General features: G+C 33.3%; 12 protein-coding genes. 6 read left to right on the top strand and 6 right to left on the bottom strand.

Annotation, left to right across the window (positions count from 1 at the left end):
* Positions 1-79 precede the first annotated feature (79 nt).
* The 3 genes from OZP06_RS02825 to OZP06_RS02815 all read left to right on the top strand — a co-directional run bounded on the left by OZP06_RS02825 (position 80) and on the right by OZP06_RS02815 (position 5,068).
* The gene (locus tag OZP06_RS02825) at positions 80-1,777 is read left to right on the top strand and encodes a M23 family metallopeptidase (RefSeq protein ID WP_281324201.1); all 1,698 of its coding nucleotides are present in this window, start codon (positions 80-82) and stop codon (positions 1,775-1,777) included.
* A gap of 11 nt (positions 1,778-1,788) precedes the next feature.
* Entirely contained in the window at positions 1,789-4,254 is a 2,466-nt protein-coding gene (locus OZP06_RS02820; protein ID WP_269223595.1) for a carboxypeptidase-like regulatory domain-containing protein, read from the top strand.
* A 91-nt stretch (positions 4,255-4,345) separates the two neighbouring features.
* Positions 4,346-5,068: a hypothetical protein gene (locus tag OZP06_RS02815; RefSeq protein WP_269223594.1), complete on the top strand. Its 723-nt coding sequence runs from the start codon at positions 4,346-4,348 to the stop codon at positions 5,066-5,068.
* Positions 5,069-5,071: 3 nt separating this feature from the next.
* On the opposite strand, the gene OZP06_RS02810 is transcribed toward OZP06_RS02815, so the two are convergent.
* The 5 genes from OZP06_RS02810 to OZP06_RS02790 all read right to left on the bottom strand — a co-directional run bounded on the left by OZP06_RS02810 (position 5,072) and on the right by OZP06_RS02790 (position 11,148).
* The gene (locus tag OZP06_RS02810) at positions 5,072-5,773 is read right to left on the bottom strand and encodes a DUF2971 domain-containing protein (protein ID WP_269223593.1); all 702 of its coding nucleotides are present in this window, start codon (positions 5,771-5,773) and stop codon (positions 5,072-5,074) included.
* Positions 5,774-5,845: 72 nt separating this feature from the next.
* Entirely contained in the window at positions 5,846-7,672 is a 1,827-nt protein-coding gene (locus OZP06_RS02805) for an ABC transporter ATP-binding protein (RefSeq protein ID WP_281239031.1), read from the bottom strand.
* Entirely contained in the window at positions 7,672-9,399 is a 1,728-nt protein-coding gene (locus tag OZP06_RS02800) for a phospho-sugar mutase (RefSeq protein WP_269223592.1), read from the bottom strand. The genes OZP06_RS02805 and OZP06_RS02800 overlap by 1 nt, the downstream gene beginning before the upstream one ends.
* Before the next feature lie 253 nt (positions 9,400-9,652).
* Positions 9,653-10,609, bottom strand: coding sequence for a glycosyltransferase family 2 protein (locus tag OZP06_RS02795; RefSeq protein ID WP_269223591.1), 957 nt, complete (start codon positions 10,607-10,609; stop codon positions 9,653-9,655).
* Positions 10,609-11,148 carry a DUF4199 domain-containing protein gene (locus OZP06_RS02790; protein WP_269223590.1) on the bottom strand — a complete coding sequence of 180 codons (540 nt, stop codon included), beginning with the start codon at positions 11,146-11,148 and terminating at the stop codon, positions 10,609-10,611. The genes OZP06_RS02795 and OZP06_RS02790 overlap by 1 nt, the downstream gene beginning before the upstream one ends.
* Positions 11,149-11,385: 237 nt before the next feature.
* Between OZP06_RS02790 and OZP06_RS02785 the strand changes: the two genes are divergently transcribed.
* From OZP06_RS02785 to OZP06_RS02775, 3 genes are all read left to right on the top strand, one after another.
* Entirely contained in the window at positions 11,386-11,637 is a 252-nt protein-coding gene (locus tag OZP06_RS02785) for a type B 50S ribosomal protein L31 (protein ID WP_144256329.1), read from the top strand.
* Positions 11,638-11,808: 171 nt separating this feature from the next.
* A complete protein-coding gene (locus OZP06_RS02780) occupies positions 11,809-12,984 on the top strand; it encodes a GlmU family protein (RefSeq protein WP_269223589.1) in 1,176 nt (391 codons plus the stop codon).
* Positions 12,985-13,195: 211 nt separating this feature from the next.
* Positions 13,196-14,830, top strand: coding sequence for an ABC-F family ATP-binding cassette domain-containing protein (locus OZP06_RS02775; RefSeq protein ID WP_269223588.1), 1,635 nt, complete (start codon positions 13,196-13,198; stop codon positions 14,828-14,830).
* A 59-nt stretch (positions 14,831-14,889) separates the two neighbouring features.
* On the opposite strand, the gene OZP06_RS02770 is transcribed toward OZP06_RS02775, so the two are convergent.
* Positions 14,890-15,984: an ABC transporter permease gene (locus OZP06_RS02770; RefSeq protein ID WP_348651438.1), complete on the bottom strand. Its 1,095-nt coding sequence runs from the start codon at positions 15,982-15,984 to the stop codon at positions 14,890-14,892.
* Positions 15,985-15,992 lie beyond the last annotated feature (8 nt).

Genomic DNA, 15,992 nt, shown 5'->3' with positions numbered 1-15,992 from the left:
AAATCAGATTGTTGTGTATTGCATTTATTTTAACTTGTGAGATTTAGTTCCTTTTTTTACCTTAGCAAAAATGTATTTCATGAAAATTTCCTTTTTTTCAATTCTTTTTACCAGTATTCTATTTGCTCAAACGGATTATCCTAAAAATTATTTTTGTCCTCCGTTAGATATTCCCTTGCAATTATCTGGAAATTTCGGTGAATTAAGACCCAATCATTTTCACGCTGGCTTCGATATGAAAACGCTTCAAAGAGAAGGGATCAATGTTTATGCAGTTGCAGATGGTTATGTTTCCAGAATTAAGATTTCTACTTTTGGTAATGGGAAAACCATTTATATTGATCACCCTAATGGATATACTTCGGTGTATGGTCATTTGCAAAAAGCTACCGATTTTATCGAAAGTGTTATAAAGAAAACGCATTATAAAGAACAGTCTTTTGAAATTGAAATGTATTTTAAACCAAATGAAATGCCTGTTAGTAAAGGACAGTTAATAGCTCTTTCTGGAAATACGGGTGCTTCTGAAGGGCCTCATTTGCATTTTGAATTCAGAGACACTAAAACGGAAAAAGTAATTAATCCTATGTTTTTTGGTTTTGATACTTTTATGGAAGATGCCAAAAAGCCTATTGTTTCTAATTTATTCGTATATCCTTTAGATTCCAAAACTACGGTTAATCACGCACAACGTCTTATACCAATTAATTTGTCATTGCAGAAAGACGGAACATATTTAGCAGATAAAGTTGTTGCCAACGGTAAAATAGGTTTTGGAATTTCAGCTTATGACTATGATGATGTGTCATTTAATAAAAATGGCGTTTTTGATGTGAATTTGTTTTGTAATGGCAAATCTATTTTTGGCTATCAATTCAATACTTATTCTTTTGATGAAATGCGTTATATAAATGCATTTATCGATTATTCTTTTTATAAAAAAACACAACAAAGAATTCAAAAATTATTTATGAATCCGCCCTTTAATCTGAGTATTATTAGAACAGATGATACTAATGGCGTTATTTCGGTGCTTCCTAATGTGAATTCAGTTTGTCGTTTGGAGGTTTCAGATTTTTATGGAAATAAAACAACAATTACTATTCCAATATCATATGATGCACTTTCAACTATAATCGAAAAAGAAGCTGTTGTTTCTAATTATTTAGTTAAAGCTTCGAAAGATTGCTTTTTTGAAAAAGACAAATGTTCTGTTTTCTTTCCTGCTGGGACTTTTTATAATGACTTTAATTTGAATTTTGATGTAAAAAACAATGTTTTGACTGTACATGACGATACGGTTCCTGCTCATTCTAGTTTTACTGTTTCTATGGAGAGTGATAGTTTTTCTGAAAGTCTTAAAGAAAAAGTGTTTATAGGTAGGATAGAAGGTAGGAGGGTGAGCTACAATGCAACCCGTCAAAAAGAGAATGTATATGAGGCGAAAACAAAAACTTTGGGTCAATTTAAATTAGTTTTGGATACGATTCCGCCTATTATTTCTATGACTAAACCTATTGAAGGCAAAACATTAGACAATCAAAAATTGCTTCAAGTGAATATTTCGGATTCTGTTTCAGGTATAAAGTCATATAATGGCTATCTAAATGGAGAATGGATTTTGATGGAATACGATAATAAAACAGGATTGTTGACCCATAATTTCAGTGATGGCATAGTGGCTCAAGGTAATAATGTTTTAAAAGTGGTAGTAGTTGATAATGTAGGGAATTCTTCTATCTTTGAAACTCATTTTCAAAGAAATCAAAAACAATAAATCAAAACCAATTGAATATTTTTAAATCGCTGTGTTGTTTTATTTTTGTATGGATAGGATCAAATTCATTTGCTCAGACTGCTTTTGTTAAAGGAGTTATTTTCGATCAAAAAAATCTTCCTGTTGAAGGCGTAAATGTAAATTGTTTGAATAATACGACTCAAACAAATGAAAAAGGTTTCTATCAAATTGCAATTCCTTCCGATCAAAAAGTTACTATAGCTTTTACTCATATTTCATTAAAAAAAGCTAGTCTTACTGTTTCTTTAAAGTCCAATGAAGTTTATCTGCTCAACTTGCAGATGAATGATCAGGAAGAACAGATGGGTGAGGTTATTATAAACGGCAATACTAAAAAAACAGTCCAAGGTATTATTACTTTTGAAGCCGAAGATATTCGTTTTATTCCTGGGGCCAATGCTGGAATTGAAAATGTTTTGAAAACGTTGCCTGGTGTAAATTCTAATAATGAACTTAGTACACAATATTCGGTTCGAGGAGGAAATTACGACGAAAATTTGGTATATGTAAACGAGATTGAAGTGTATCGTCCTTTTTTGATTCGGTCAGGTCAACAAGAAGGGTTGAGTTTTATCAATACCGATTTGGTTCAAAATATAGAATTTTCAGCAGGAGGTTTTCAAGCAAAGTATGGGGATAAAATGTCTTCAGTTTTGGATATTACCTATAGAAATCCAACAAAATTTGGTGCGGCTCTCGAAATGAGTCTCCTAGGTGGAAGTCTAGCTGTTGATGCGGTTTCTAAAGATAAAAAATGGTCAGCTATTACTGGCATTAGATATAGAAATAATAGTCTTTTAGTCAATAGTCAAGAAACTCAAACTAATTATACGCCTACTTTTGCAGATATTCAAACAAACGTCAATTATCAAGCTTCTGCCAAATGGCAATGGAGTTTTCTAGGGAATATTTCTCAAAATAAGTATTTGTACCAACCTCTTACTCGTCAAACTAATTTTGGAACAGTAGATGCTCCAATGGCACTTGCTGTTTATTATGAAGGCAAGGAAAAGGACAAATACGATACTTATTTTGGAGCTTTAAAATCCACATATCAAGTGAGTGATACTTTTACCTTGAAATTTATTGGATCCGTTTTTCATACTTTAGAACAAGAATATTTTGATATTTTAGCACAATACCGTTTGGGCGAAGTCGATACCAATATTGGTTCGGATACATACGGGGATATTGCCTTTTCTAGAGGGATTGGTTCTCAGATCAATCATGCTCGAAATGATTTGGATGCTTTGATTGCTAATTTGGAGCTTAAAGGGTTGAAAAACTGGAAACAAAATCAAATCGAATGGGGAGTAAAATACACCAAAGAATCGATTCATGACCGAATTTCAGAATGGGAAGTAATTGATTCGGCTGGGTTTTCGATAAGACCTCCAATTGTGTTGCCTAAAAATAATGAACCGTATCTACCTTATGCAGGATTGTTAGTTCCTTACCAATATGTAAGTGCTATAAATTTTACAGATATCAATCGGTTTTCGGCATATGCACAATGGAGTAGAAAAGATATTTTGGGTTCAAGCGAAGTTTGGTATAATCTAGGTGCACGAATGCAAAGCTGGGAAGTTACAGGTGATAATTTAGATAATAAATTTCAAACTGTTTTTAGTCCAAGAGCCCAATTCGCTATCAAACCCGATTGGAAAAAAGAAATGTTATTCCGATTTACCATTGGGGTGTATAATCAGCCTCCTTTTTATAGAGAATTGCGTGATTTCAGTGGAGTGGTGCAACCAAATGTTAAAGCTCAAAAATCTATAAATCTTGTTATAGCGAATGATTATAGTTTTAAAATGTGGGAACGACCATTTAAGTTAGTAACCGAAGGGTATTATAAAAAAATGACCAATCTAAATCCGTATACAGTTGATAATGTAAGGATACGCTATGCGGCAAATAACAATGCGATTGCTTATGTGCAAGGTCTAGATGTTCGTCTGAATGGGGAATTTGTTCCAGGAACCGATTCTTGGATTAGTTTTGGCTATCTAAAAACGGAAGAGAATATCGATAACAAAGGATATATTTCCAGACCAACAGACCAACGATTGAAATTTGCACTTTTGTTTCAGGATTATATGCCAAATATTCCGAGTTTAAAATTGTATCTAAATTTGGTTTACAATACCGGATTACCAGGAGGTTCACCATCGTATTCAGATCCGTATTTGTATCAAAATCGATTGAATGACTACCGCCGTGTTGATGTTGGATTTTCCAAAGTTTTTATCGATCAAAAAATAGGAATGTCTAATATGAAATTTTTAAAAAGTGTAAAGGAACTGTCTCTGGGTTTTGAAATTTTCAATCTTTTTAACAATCAAAATGCGATAACCAATACTTGGGTTCGAGATGTATATACCAAAACAGAATATGCGATTCCGAATTATATGACAACCCGCGTTTTTAATTTGAAGTTGAGCATGAGGTTATAATTATATTAAAATGAATAAATCTGCAGTATATCGCCTTTTTCATTTTTAAAAATGATTACATTTGAGTTTATTTTTTAATATTAAAATTATTATGAGAATATCGTATTTTGCCTTTGTTGGAATATCGCTTTTATTTTTAGCAAGTTGTAAAGAAGAATCTGAAAAGCCTAAAGTGACTTACGATGCTTCAAAAGTAGGGAGAGAATTAACCAAAGCCGATTCAACCCAAATCAAAATTGCGGATTTGCCCATTCAAATGCAAGGAACAGACTATTTGATTCATCCAGTAGGAGATTTGAGCGTATATGAAAAAGGTTCCAAAAATAAATACGGTTCTTCGAGTGTAAATGATTTGAGTTTCACTATATCAAATGCATCCGAGTATGAAATTACAGGATATTTGCAAAATCTTAAATTTCAAAAAATTGGTTCCGATTCTATTAGAGCATTAACAGATGAGCCAATTTTAATTCAAACAGCTACTTATTTAAAAACAGTTTCGGATAAAATCAATAAGCAAATTATGGTTTATACGATGTGTGATATGGATACCAATAAAGATGGAAAACTTGATGTAAGTGATATTACAACTTTGTATCTAAGTAAAATTAGTGGGGGAAAATTGACCAAAGTTTCAGCTGATTTTCAAGAATTGATCGATTGGAACTTGATAGAATCTCAAAACCGTTTGTACTTTAGAACTGTTGAGGACACCAATAAAAATGGGAAGTTTGACAGCAAGGATGTACTTCATTACAATTATATCGATTTGGCAAAAAATGATTGGAAAGTGGAAACATACAATCCGATTTAACTCTTAAATCAATATGTCACTTTCTAAATCTGATTTTTCAATTTCAAAATCAAATCCTAGTTGTTTTACCAATTGAATTACTAAGTTTTTGTACCAATTCTCGGATTTGGGATGTATATAAATTTTTTCTATCAGTTGACTGATATTTACATTTATTTTTAAACCATCATTCAATTTGATGTTGCTGTCTGCTACGTCTGTAATGATGCGTACTTCGCGTTCGTATTGAAAACTTTTTCGTTTAAACAAAAAAGGGAAAAACATATCATCAAACGGAATGTATTCTTTTTTGTAGTCGATATAATTGACTTCACCAATATATTGTTTGTAATTTTTTTCGGGAACCAAAGCCTCTTGAAGCCTTTTTACGGTAGATTGTATGGCCAATCCTTCGCTGTTTTGGGTAAAAATTTGCCACATGGCAAACGATTCATATTCATTGATGTGCCAACTGCTAATGGCTACTTTCTCCCGATGGGTTTTGTAATAATTTAAAAAATCAGGATTGTTTATCGAAAGTTTTTTGATTTCCTCAAATGTAGGTTCGCTAAAAGTGCCTTCGTATTGGTCTTCAAATTTATCAGATCGAGACATGAATAATTTTTGCGAAAGCAATAAATCCAAAAACTTCGACAAGTCCAGATATTTCCATACAATGGTATCTGGATCTTGTGGAAGTTTTATGTTAGGATTGTTAAGGTACATTTTATGGGTATAAATTAAAAGGTTAAAAGGTTTAAAGTTTAGTTTTTGTTAAACTTTTTAAACTAATCTATGCTATTCAAACGACTGCATCGTTACCAATTTGTTATAAGTACCATTCAAAGCAATAAGTTCGTCGTGTTTTCCTTGCTCTACTATTTCTCCTTTTTGCATAACTACAATCAAATCGGCCTTTTGAATGGTTGAAAGGCGATGTGCAATTACAATAGAAGTTCTGTTTTGCATCATATTTTCTAGTGCCACTTGAACGAATTTTTCACTTTCGGTATCTAGTGCCGATGTTGCTTCATCCAAAATCATAATAGGTGGATTTTTTAAAACAGCACGAGCTATAGAAAGTCTTTGTTTTTGACCTCCAGAAAGTTTATTCCCGCTGTCACCAATGTTTGTGTAAATGCCTTTTGGTAAATCGTTCACAAATTCATAGGCATTGGCTATTTTCAGAGCCTCTATAATTTCTTCATCTGTTGCATCTAGTTTTCCTAGTGAAATATTTTCTTTTATAGTATCATTGAATAAAATGCTATCTTGTGTAACCAATCCCATCAAACTACGAAGTGATTGCAAATTGAAATCTTTAATGGCAATCCCATCAATTGCAATACTTCCCTCATTTACATCATAAAAACGCGTCAATAAATTGGCAATTGTACTTTTTCCACTTCCGGATTGCCCCACAAGTGCAACAGTTTGTCCTTTTTTTACGGTAAGTGAAAAATTTTTCAATACATTTTCTTCTTCATAACTGAAGTTAATATTTTGGATAGCAATTTGTGAATCGAAAGTAGTCTTTTCTACAGCATTCAATTTACTGGTAATAGTATTTTCTTGATCCAAGATCTCTAAAACTCGCTCAGCGGCTGCGTTCCCTCTTTTGATGGCGTAGGATGCTTTTGAAATAGATTTAGCCGGAGTCAGAATGTTGTATGCCAGTCCCATATAGGCAATAAAGGAAGCTCCGTTTAATGTTTTTTCTATTAAGACCATGTGTCCTCCGTACCATAGTAATATAGCAATAACCATAATTCCCATAAACTCACTGGCTGGAGAAGCTAGGTTTTGGCGATTACCTATGCTATTTGATAATGTAAAAAAACGTTGTGTTGACTCTTGAAAAACACGGTTGAAGTAGTTTTCTGAGTTATAACCTTTTACTACTTTTAGTCCGCCCAATGTTTCTTCGATAGTTGATAAAAAGACGCCTTGTTCTTCTTGTGCCTTAGTTGACTTCTTTTTTAATTGTTTTCCAATAAGGGAAATAACATATCCTGAAACTGGGATAAAAATAAACACAAAAAGAGTCAATTGTACACTGATAGTAACCATTGTAATTAGGGTAAAAACAATCGTCAAAGGCTCCTTTACAATCAGTTCAAGAATGGATAAAAATGAAGTTTGAACCTCATTAACATCTCCTGAAATTCTAGCGATTACGTCTCCTTTTCTTTTTTCGGAGTAAAAAGCCAATGGTAATTCAATAGTCTTTTTGTACATGGCATTTCGCATATCTTTCAATACTCCATTTCGTAAAAAAGTAATAAAAAACATGGCTAAATAATCAGATAAGTTTTTTAATAAAAAGATAGAAATGATGATAATGACCATTATGCTTAATGTTCGTCCTACTCCAAAAGTATCGGTTGTGTGTGTAATATAATAACTTAAATAATCTTCACCATACTTTTTAACTTCCCAAATACCTTTGTAAACTGGCATTGTCGTATTTCTTTTGGTTTGGTCGAATAAAACTTGCATCATCGGAATCAACGAAACAAAAGAAAGTGTGCTAAAAAGTGCATACAAAACATTAAAAAAAATGTTCAGGTAAGCATACTTTTTATAAGGAATTACAAAAGGGAATATTCTTTTAAAATTGTTCATTAGTTCAATTGCATTGCAATAATTATGTTTTTAATCTTTTCGTTCAACACTTCTTCTACTCTTGTGAAATCGGCAACGCTTTCTAATTGGGTGTTTACGCTGATGTAAAATTTAATTTTAGGCTCAGTTCCACTTGGTCTGGCACATATTTTAGAACCGTCTTCTGTGTAATAAATCAATACATCAGATTTTGGGATATCCATTGTTTCTTCTTCACCTGTAAAAAGGTTTTTAGCAATTGAGGACTTGTAATCTTCCAACATCACCACTCTTTGACCATTGATTTCTTTCAAAGGATTTTCGCGTAAATCAACCATCATCTGATTAATTTCGGCCAATCCTTCCATTCCTTTTTTAGTAATAGAAACCAAATGCTCTTTGTAGAAACCAAAATCTACATAATATTGCAACAAAGTATTGTAAACAGAGCTGCCTTTAGCTTTGGCTTGAGCGGCTATTTCGCAAACTAATAATGTAGCTGCAACAGCATCTTTATCGCGAACAGCATCACCAACCATGTATCCAAAACTCTCTTCTCCGCCACCAATAAATTCCAGTTCAGGAAAATCTTTGATCATTTTGGCAATCCATTTAAAGCCTGTTAATCCCACTTTGCATTCTACGCCATAAGCAGTTGCTAATTCCATTATCATTGGAGTAGAAACAATAGTAGAACCCACAAATTGTTGTCCGTTTATTTTGTCCGCTTTTTTCCATTGTTCCAATAGGAAAGCCGTCATCAAAATCATCGTTTGGTTTCCGTTCAACAAAATCATTTTGCCTTCGTTGTTTCTAACAGCAACTCCCAAACGGTCGCAATCTGGATCAGTACCCACAACAATATCAGCGTTCAATTTGTCTGCCAAAGCCAGTGCCATAGTCAATGCTTCTGGCTCTTCTGGATTCGGAGATTTTACCGTTGGGAAATTTCCATCTGGTTTGGCTTGCTCTGGAACGATGTTCACATTCGTATAACCCGCTTTTTCCAAAGTTGCTGGTACAGCCGTAATCGAAGTCCCGTGCAAAGAAGTAAACACAATATTTAAGTTGTCTTTGGCTTCTTGCGGTGTGTTGAAACTCGCATTCTCTACAGACGATTTTACAAAAGCTTCGTCAATTTCAGTGTCTATGTATTGAATCAAACTTTCGTCTGCCGAAAATTTAATTTCGTTGTAATTCAAATTCTCTATAACATTAATGATAGCAGCATCTTGAGGAGGAACAATTTGTCCGCCATCTTCCCAATATACTTTGTAACCATTATATTCTGGTGGATTGTGTGAAGCAGTAAGTACAATTCCACATTGACAACCTAAATATTTAAGGGCAAAAGATAATTCTGGTGTAGGTCTCAAATCCGAAAACAAGTACACTTGAATCCCATTCGCAGAGAAAACATCAGCAACCACTTTGGCTAAAGATTGACTATTATGACGGCAATCAAAAGCAATTACAACTTTCAAAGCCTGTCCTGGAAAAACAGTATGTAAATAATTAGAAAGTCCTTGAGTGTTTTTTCCAAGGGTATATTTGTTGATTCGGTTGTTTCCAACCCCCATTACACCGCGCATACCACCGGTTCCAAACTCCAAATTCTTATAAAAACTCTCTTCCAGTTCTTTTGGAGAAGTCGTCATTAATTCTTTAACGGCTACTTGTGTTTCATTGTCAAACGTTGGAGTTAACCATTCGTTTACTGCGTCTAAAATGTTTTGTGCTATGTGCATTATATATTTAGTTTAAAATTGTTATTCTATTTTGTCAAGGAAAGTATATAAGCTTTATTAGGAGCTATTTCCTGCTATCCGCTATATCTTTTCTTGTGTCGTTAGAAAAAAACGACACAAGAAAAGGATGCCGCTCCTATCAGGGCTAGATTCGTAAAGCGAAATATTAAGTTCTTATAATTATTTTTTTAATTTTAATATAGGATAAGCAAATTGCTTTTTGGGTGTTCTATTTGTTATATCAAGAAAAAAATTAAAAATTCACTTCACTAGAAACTTTGTAACGTTCCTCATTGTTCTTGGTTCTCAAAATAATTTCACCCAGAAATCCTGCCAAAAATAATTGCGTTCCCAAAACCATTGTTGTCAATGCAATATAAAACCAAGGATTGGTGGTGACTAGATTGTAATGCATCCCCATATACATATGGTACAGTTTCGAAACTCCAATATATCCAGCCAATAAAAAACCAATGATAAACATTAAAGATCCAATGGCACCAAATAAATGCATTGGTCTTTTTCCAAATCGGGAAAGAAACCAAATCGTAATTAAATCCAAGAAACCATTTATGAAACGTTCCATTCCAAATTTGGTTTCTCCATATTTTCTCGCTTGATGTTGTACTACTTTTTCTCCGATTTTTCCAAAACCAGCATTTTTCGCTAAAACAGGAATGTATCGGTGCATTTCGCCAGATACTTCAATGTTTTTTACAACAACATTTTTATAAGCTTTAAGGCCACAATTAAAATCATTCAATTCCACTCCAGATGTTTTTCTGGCCGCCCAATTGAATAATTTCGATGGAAGATTTTTGGCAACAACAGAGTCGTAACGTTTCTTTTTCCAACCCGAAACCAAATCGTATTTTTGAGTGGTAATCATTTCGTACAATCCCGGAATCTCGTCAGGACTGTCCTGTAAATCGGCATCCATCGTGATAATCACATCGCCTTTTGCTTTAGCAAAACCAGCATGCAAAGCTTGTGATTTTCCAAAGTTTTTCATGAATCGAATCCCTTTTACATTTGGATTCTCAGCGGCAAATCCTTCTATAATATTCCAAGATTCATCAGTACTTCCGTCATCCAGAAAAATGATCTCGTAACTATAATTGTTCAATTTCATGATAGAAATGATCCAAGTGTACAACTCTTGTAGTGATTCCTCTTCGTTTAGAAGCGGTATGAGTATAGATAAATTCATTATTTGTATTCTTGTGGTGTAGATTTACTTTTGAAGAAGGCTGCTATAATTAAACCAATTATAGCGCAAAAAAAGAGATAAAAAACTGAGCCTTTCAATTGTTCAACAATTGAGAATGGATCACTTTCTTTTAGTTTTGAAATTGTTTCATTCATTGCAGAGGCAGGAACTCCAAATTTTTCAGAAGTACTAATCAGGTATTTTATTGTTAAATCCAAAAGGGTGTCTTTTACGGAAGGATCTATAAAATTAATTAAAATGATTTTGAAAGCAATAGAAATAAGTATTCCAATTGCTGCAGCAATGAAGTAGCTAGTGAATGCTTCTTTATAGGGTAAAACACCATTTAACTCTTTTTTTGCTTTAGAAAGCGAAATAATAGGTACAATAATAATAACAGAAAAACTTAATAATGTAGTCCACCAAGCAATAAATAATTCTAAGTTAATTGCATACATGGAAGCAGTAATCAAACAAAGAATTACACCAGTTATTACTCCATAAGTTATTCCGTTTCTTTTTATAATTTCATTTACCATTGTAGTTGTTTTTTATTAATCTACAAATATAACAATTCCCAATATAATGGCACGTATAAATTGATTTTTACATCAATATAAAAAAAGTGGCTCAATGGTTTGTATATTGAAAAATAAGTGTAAATTTGCAAACTCAAAATAATATTGTAAAACAAAAAGTTATAATGTGTTTATACCTTTTCTGTTAGAAGAAAAGCTTCAAGACAAGTTATAATTAACAAATAAAAAAGATTCAAGATGAAAAAAGGTGTACACCCAGAAAATTACAGATTAGTTGCTTTTAAAGACATGTCAAATGAAGATGTTTTTATCACTAAATCTACTGCTGATACTAGAGAAACGATAGTTGTTGATGGTGTTGAATATCCAGTTGTAAAAATGGAGATTTCTAGAACTTCTCACCCTTTTTACACAGGTAAATCTAAACTTATCGATACTGCAGGACGTATTGATAAATTCAAAACTAAATACGCTAAACACGTTAAATAATTTTAACTGGTTTCAAATACATCAAAAGCCTCGCAAATTGCGGGGCTTTTTTTATGGAATTTTGACTCAGATTCTTTACGTGTGGGATTCCTTACTTTCGTAAACATTTAAAAATAGTTGTAACTTTGCAGTGATAACCAAATCACATTTTAACAATTTATAATTTAATTTATGAACTACATACTTTTTGACGGTCCCGCTCGAAATGCCTTGTTGCCCTTTACCTTCACTCGTCCCGTCGCCGATATACTTATTGGTATTATGACGATTCGTCAAAAATGGGAGATGCATTTGGGATCTACCACAACAACAGTTACCGAAGAATATTTGTCAGAGAAATATCCGATGGTAGAATTGGAAGAAAATGTTATGATTAATGCCTCTTATCTGCCAAATGCTGTTCTGGTCGAAATGGTTAGTAATCTTGGACCTAATCAAGCTATTTTTAGGGGAGATGATGTTATTGCTTTTTATACCAATGATGAACAAGAATCAGTTGACTTTGATACATATGAGATTTTGGAATACAATGAAGATTGTATCACAATAGAGCATACTTGGGATATTTTTTCTAAAAATGACGCTGCTATCCGAGAGGATTTTGAATTTTTAACTCAGGATAGAAAATCACAGCCCATCCCAAAAAGTGTTAATGTGATTTCACCTTCAACTATTTTTATAGAAGAAGGGGCCAAGTTGGAGTTTGTAACTTTAAACGCTTCTGAAGGGCCAATATATATAGGTAAAGATTCGGAAATTATGGAGGGTTCTATCATTCGCGGTCCATTTGCTTTATGCGAAAATGCACAAGTAAAAATGGGTGCCAAAGTGTATGGAGCAACAACTGTAGGACCTTATTCCAGAATTGGTGGGGAGGTAAAAAATGCGGTTCTTTTTGCGTATTCTAATAAAGGTCATGATGGATTTCTTGGAGATTCGGTCTTAGGAGAATGGTGTAACATTGGAGCAGATAGTAATAACTCCAATTTAAAAAATAATTACGAAGAAGTAAAATTGTGGAGTTATGAAACCGAAGGATTTGCCAAAACTGGTCTTCAGTTCTGTGGTTTGATGATGGGAGACCATAGTAAATGCGGTATCAATACTATGTTCAATACTGGGACAGTAGTAGGGGTGAGCGCCAATATTTTTGGAAGCGGTTTTCCTCGAAATTTTGTACCTAGTTTTTCTTGGGGTGGAGCGGCAGGATTTACCACTTATGTAACTAAAAAAGCTTTTGAAACAGCAAGATTAGTAATGAGCCGCAGGAATATTGATTTTGATGAAAAAGAAGCTGCAATCTTGGAACATATTTTTGAGGAATCAAAAAAATGGAGAAAAGAATAGTGGGATAAATTTTCTTAAATTATAACCTTATTTTAATTCGATAATTTGCATAGTTCCTTATGTGAATTATCGAATTTTATTTTAATGAAATCTTAGCGGTACAAGAATTTAATTGTGTTGCTCAATTCTTTATTTAATCTATCTTTGCACCTTTTAATTTATTGAGGATGGAAACTTCAAAATTCTAACCTCTAACTTCTAACTTTTTATAATGATTACAATTAACGATATTTCGGTTCATTTTGGGGGAACAACTCTTTTTAGTGATGTTTCTTTTGCTATAAATGAGAATGATAAAATTGCCCTTATGGGTAAAAACGGGGCGGGTAAATCTACACTTTTAAAGATTATTGCTGGACAAAGTAAACCTTCGACAGGAAATGTTTCGGCACCGAAAGATGCTGTTGTGGCTTATTTGCCTCAGCATTTGTTGACTACAGATGGTGCCACGGTAATGGAGGAAACATCAAAAGCGTTTGGTGAAATTTTTAGCATGAAAGCCGAAATCGACGAAATTAATGAACAATTAACCATTCGTACCGATTATGAAAGTGATGCCTATATGAAATTAATCGAAAGAGTTTCAGACTTAAGTGAGAAATTCTATGCGATTGAAGAAGTGAATTATGAAGCCGAAGTAGAGAAAATCCTAATTGGTTTAGGTTTTGAAAGAGACGATTTTACACGTCAAACTTCTGAATTTTCGGGAGGTTGGAGAATGCGAATCGAATTGGCTAAAATTCTTTTACGAAAACCAGATTTGATTTTACTGGATGAGCCAACCAATCACATGGATATAGAAAGTATTCAATGGTTGGAAGATTTCTTAATCAATTCAGCCAAAGCAGTAGTGGTGATTTCGCACGATAGGGCTTTTGTAGATAACATTACTAATCGTACCATTGAAGTAACAATGGGGCGTATTTATGATTATAAAGCTAAATATTCCCATTATTTAGAATTGAGAAAAGACCGTCGTATGCACCAACAAAAAGCGTATGATGAGCAACAACGAATGATTGCTGATAACCGTGCTTTTATTGATCGTTTTAAAGGTACTTTTTCTAAAACAGATGCTGTTCAATCTCGTGTTAAGATGTTAGAAAAACTAGTTATTGTACAAGTAGATGAAGTGGATACTTCGGCATTGAAATTGAAATTTCCACCAGCAGTTCGCTCTGGACAATACCCTGTAATTGTAAAAGAAATGTCAAAGTCTTATGGAGATCACGTAGTTTTCAAAGATGCTAATATTGTAATTGAAAGAGGTCAGAAGGTTGCTTTTGTTGGAAAAAATGGAGAAGGAAAGTCAACGATGATCAAAGCTATTATGAAAGAAATTGGCGTTGATAGTGGTTCTGTTGAAATTGGACATAATTCTCAGATTGGATATTTTGCTCAAAACCAAGCCGCGTTGTTAGACGAAAATGCTACTATTTTTGAAACTATTGATGATATAGCAGTGGGTGATGTAAGAACTAAGATCAAAGATATTTTAGGTGCTTTTATGTTTCATGGCGATGATGTGACCAAGAAAGTAAAAGTACTTTCGGGAGGTGAGAAAACCCGTTTGGCGATGATTAAATTATTGTTGGAACCCGTAAATTTATTGATTCTGGATGAGCCTTCGAATCACTTGGATATGAAAACCAAAGATATTATCAAAGACGCTTTACGTGATTTTGATGGAACTTTAATTTTGGTTTCTCACGATCGTGATTTCCTTGACGGATTGGCAACAAAGGTTTTTGAATTTGGTAACAAACGAGTAGTTGAACATTTTGAAGATATTACTGGTTTCTTAGCTCACAAGAAAATGGACAGTATGAAAGAGATTGAAAAATAGATTTATTTTTTCGAAAAATAAACAAAAGGCAAGAGTTTAATTTCTCTTGCCTTTTTTATTTATTGTACACTTTTTAGCACCGATTTTTTCTTAAAATACAAAGCTATATATGCCCAAACGGCACAAACACTTCCTATAATAATCATGTTTTTGATGGAATCCCAAGTTTGTGAGAGCGTGCCATTTTCAATAATTAATATTCTAAAAGCTTTCAAAAAATGTGTCAAAGGGATTACATTGGCAACACCTTGTACCCAATTGGGCATTTGACTCAACGGCCAGCTGAATCCGCTTAAAATGAAACTAGGTGTCGCGATAACCATTAAAATTTCAGTGGCTTTAAGTTGATTTGGAATTAGGATACTCACCAATATTCCGATGAATGAAACGGACAACACAAATATCCCCGCCACAAAGGTGAGCTGTAGTAAATTTTCGAAAAAAGAAATTCTGAAATAAAAGGTAAAGAACCAATAGAGAAGCCAAACGCCAAAACTCATAATAAGGTAAGGAATGATTTTTATACTCATCATTTTTAAAACCGAAGGACATTTGTTTACTAAAATTTTAAAAGTTCCATTCTCAAATTCAGAGGCAAAAGATAAGGCTAATGCTAATAGAATTACTTGTTGCAAAACGGCGGCTAAAACACCGGGCCATAAGTAATATAAGTAATTGCTGCTACGGTTGTTTTTTTTGACAAAAGTAGTTTTAAAAGGTTCATATTCTGACGCTAATAATTTTTCAGGTATGCCTTGCTTGCGTAAGGTCTCCATTTGAACGCCTACTTTTAAGGTGCCTAAACAAACTTGTATAGCATTAGACGAAAAATTAGCAGTTAAAATATTGGCGGTATTAACAATAGTAATAATTTCTGGGTACCGTTTGGTAAGCACCATTTTTTGAAAATCTTTGGGAATAATTACTATGCAATTGGCTTCATTGTCTATTGCAATTTTCGAAAGGTCATTTTTGTCGAATAACAGTGCTTTAATAGTTATAACTTCATCATCATTAAACATTTCAATAGCTTTTGCACTCATTTCAGATTGATCCATATCAACAACAATAATAGGTAAATCTGTTGCTTTTCCTTTACTGTAAACATATCCTAACAAAATGGCATACAATAAAGGAGCTCCTATAAATAGCATTCGTAAGA

Source organism: Flavobacterium sp. IMCC34518, from assembly GCF_027111095.2.
GTDB classification, from domain to species: domain Bacteria; phylum Bacteroidota; class Bacteroidia; order Flavobacteriales; family Flavobacteriaceae; genus Flavobacterium; species Flavobacterium praedii.
Note: the sequence above shows the minus strand (reverse complement) of the source record. Positions and strands in the feature narration are given on the sequence as shown.

Bases quoted from the DNA above. Each gene is read 5' to 3' on its own strand.
- OZP06_RS02810 (WP_269223593.1), bottom strand. From the start codon at position 5,773: ATGTACCTTAACAATCCTAACATAAAACTTCCACAAGATCCAGATACC.
- OZP06_RS02780 (WP_269223589.1), top strand. From the start codon at position 11,809: ATGAACTACATACTTTTTGACGGTCCCGCTCGAAATGCCTTGTTGCCC.
- OZP06_RS02825 (WP_281324201.1), top strand. From the start codon at position 80: ATGAAAATTTCCTTTTTTTCAATTCTTTTTACCAGTATTCTATTTGCT.
- OZP06_RS02790 (WP_269223590.1), bottom strand. From the start codon at position 11,148: ATGGTAAATGAAATTATAAAAAGAAACGGAATAACTTATGGAGTAATA.
- OZP06_RS02815 (WP_269223594.1), top strand. From the start codon at position 4,346: ATGAGAATATCGTATTTTGCCTTTGTTGGAATATCGCTTTTATTTTTA.
- OZP06_RS02785 (WP_144256329.1), top strand. From the start codon at position 11,386: ATGAAAAAAGGTGTACACCCAGAAAATTACAGATTAGTTGCTTTTAAA.
- OZP06_RS02795 (WP_269223591.1), bottom strand. From the start codon at position 10,609: ATGAATTTATCTATACTCATACCGCTTCTAAACGAAGAGGAATCACTA.
- OZP06_RS02800 (WP_269223592.1), bottom strand. From the start codon at position 9,399: ATGCACATAGCACAAAACATTTTAGACGCAGTAAACGAATGGTTAACT.
- OZP06_RS02805 (WP_281239031.1), bottom strand. From the start codon at position 7,672: ATGAACAATTTTAAAAGAATATTCCCTTTTGTAATTCCTTATAAAAAG.
- OZP06_RS02775 (WP_269223588.1), top strand. From the start codon at position 13,196: ATGATTACAATTAACGATATTTCGGTTCATTTTGGGGGAACAACTCTT.
- OZP06_RS02770 (WP_348651438.1), bottom strand. From the start codon at position 15,984: ATGCTATTTATAGGAGCTCCTTTATTGTATGCCATTTTGTTAGGATAT.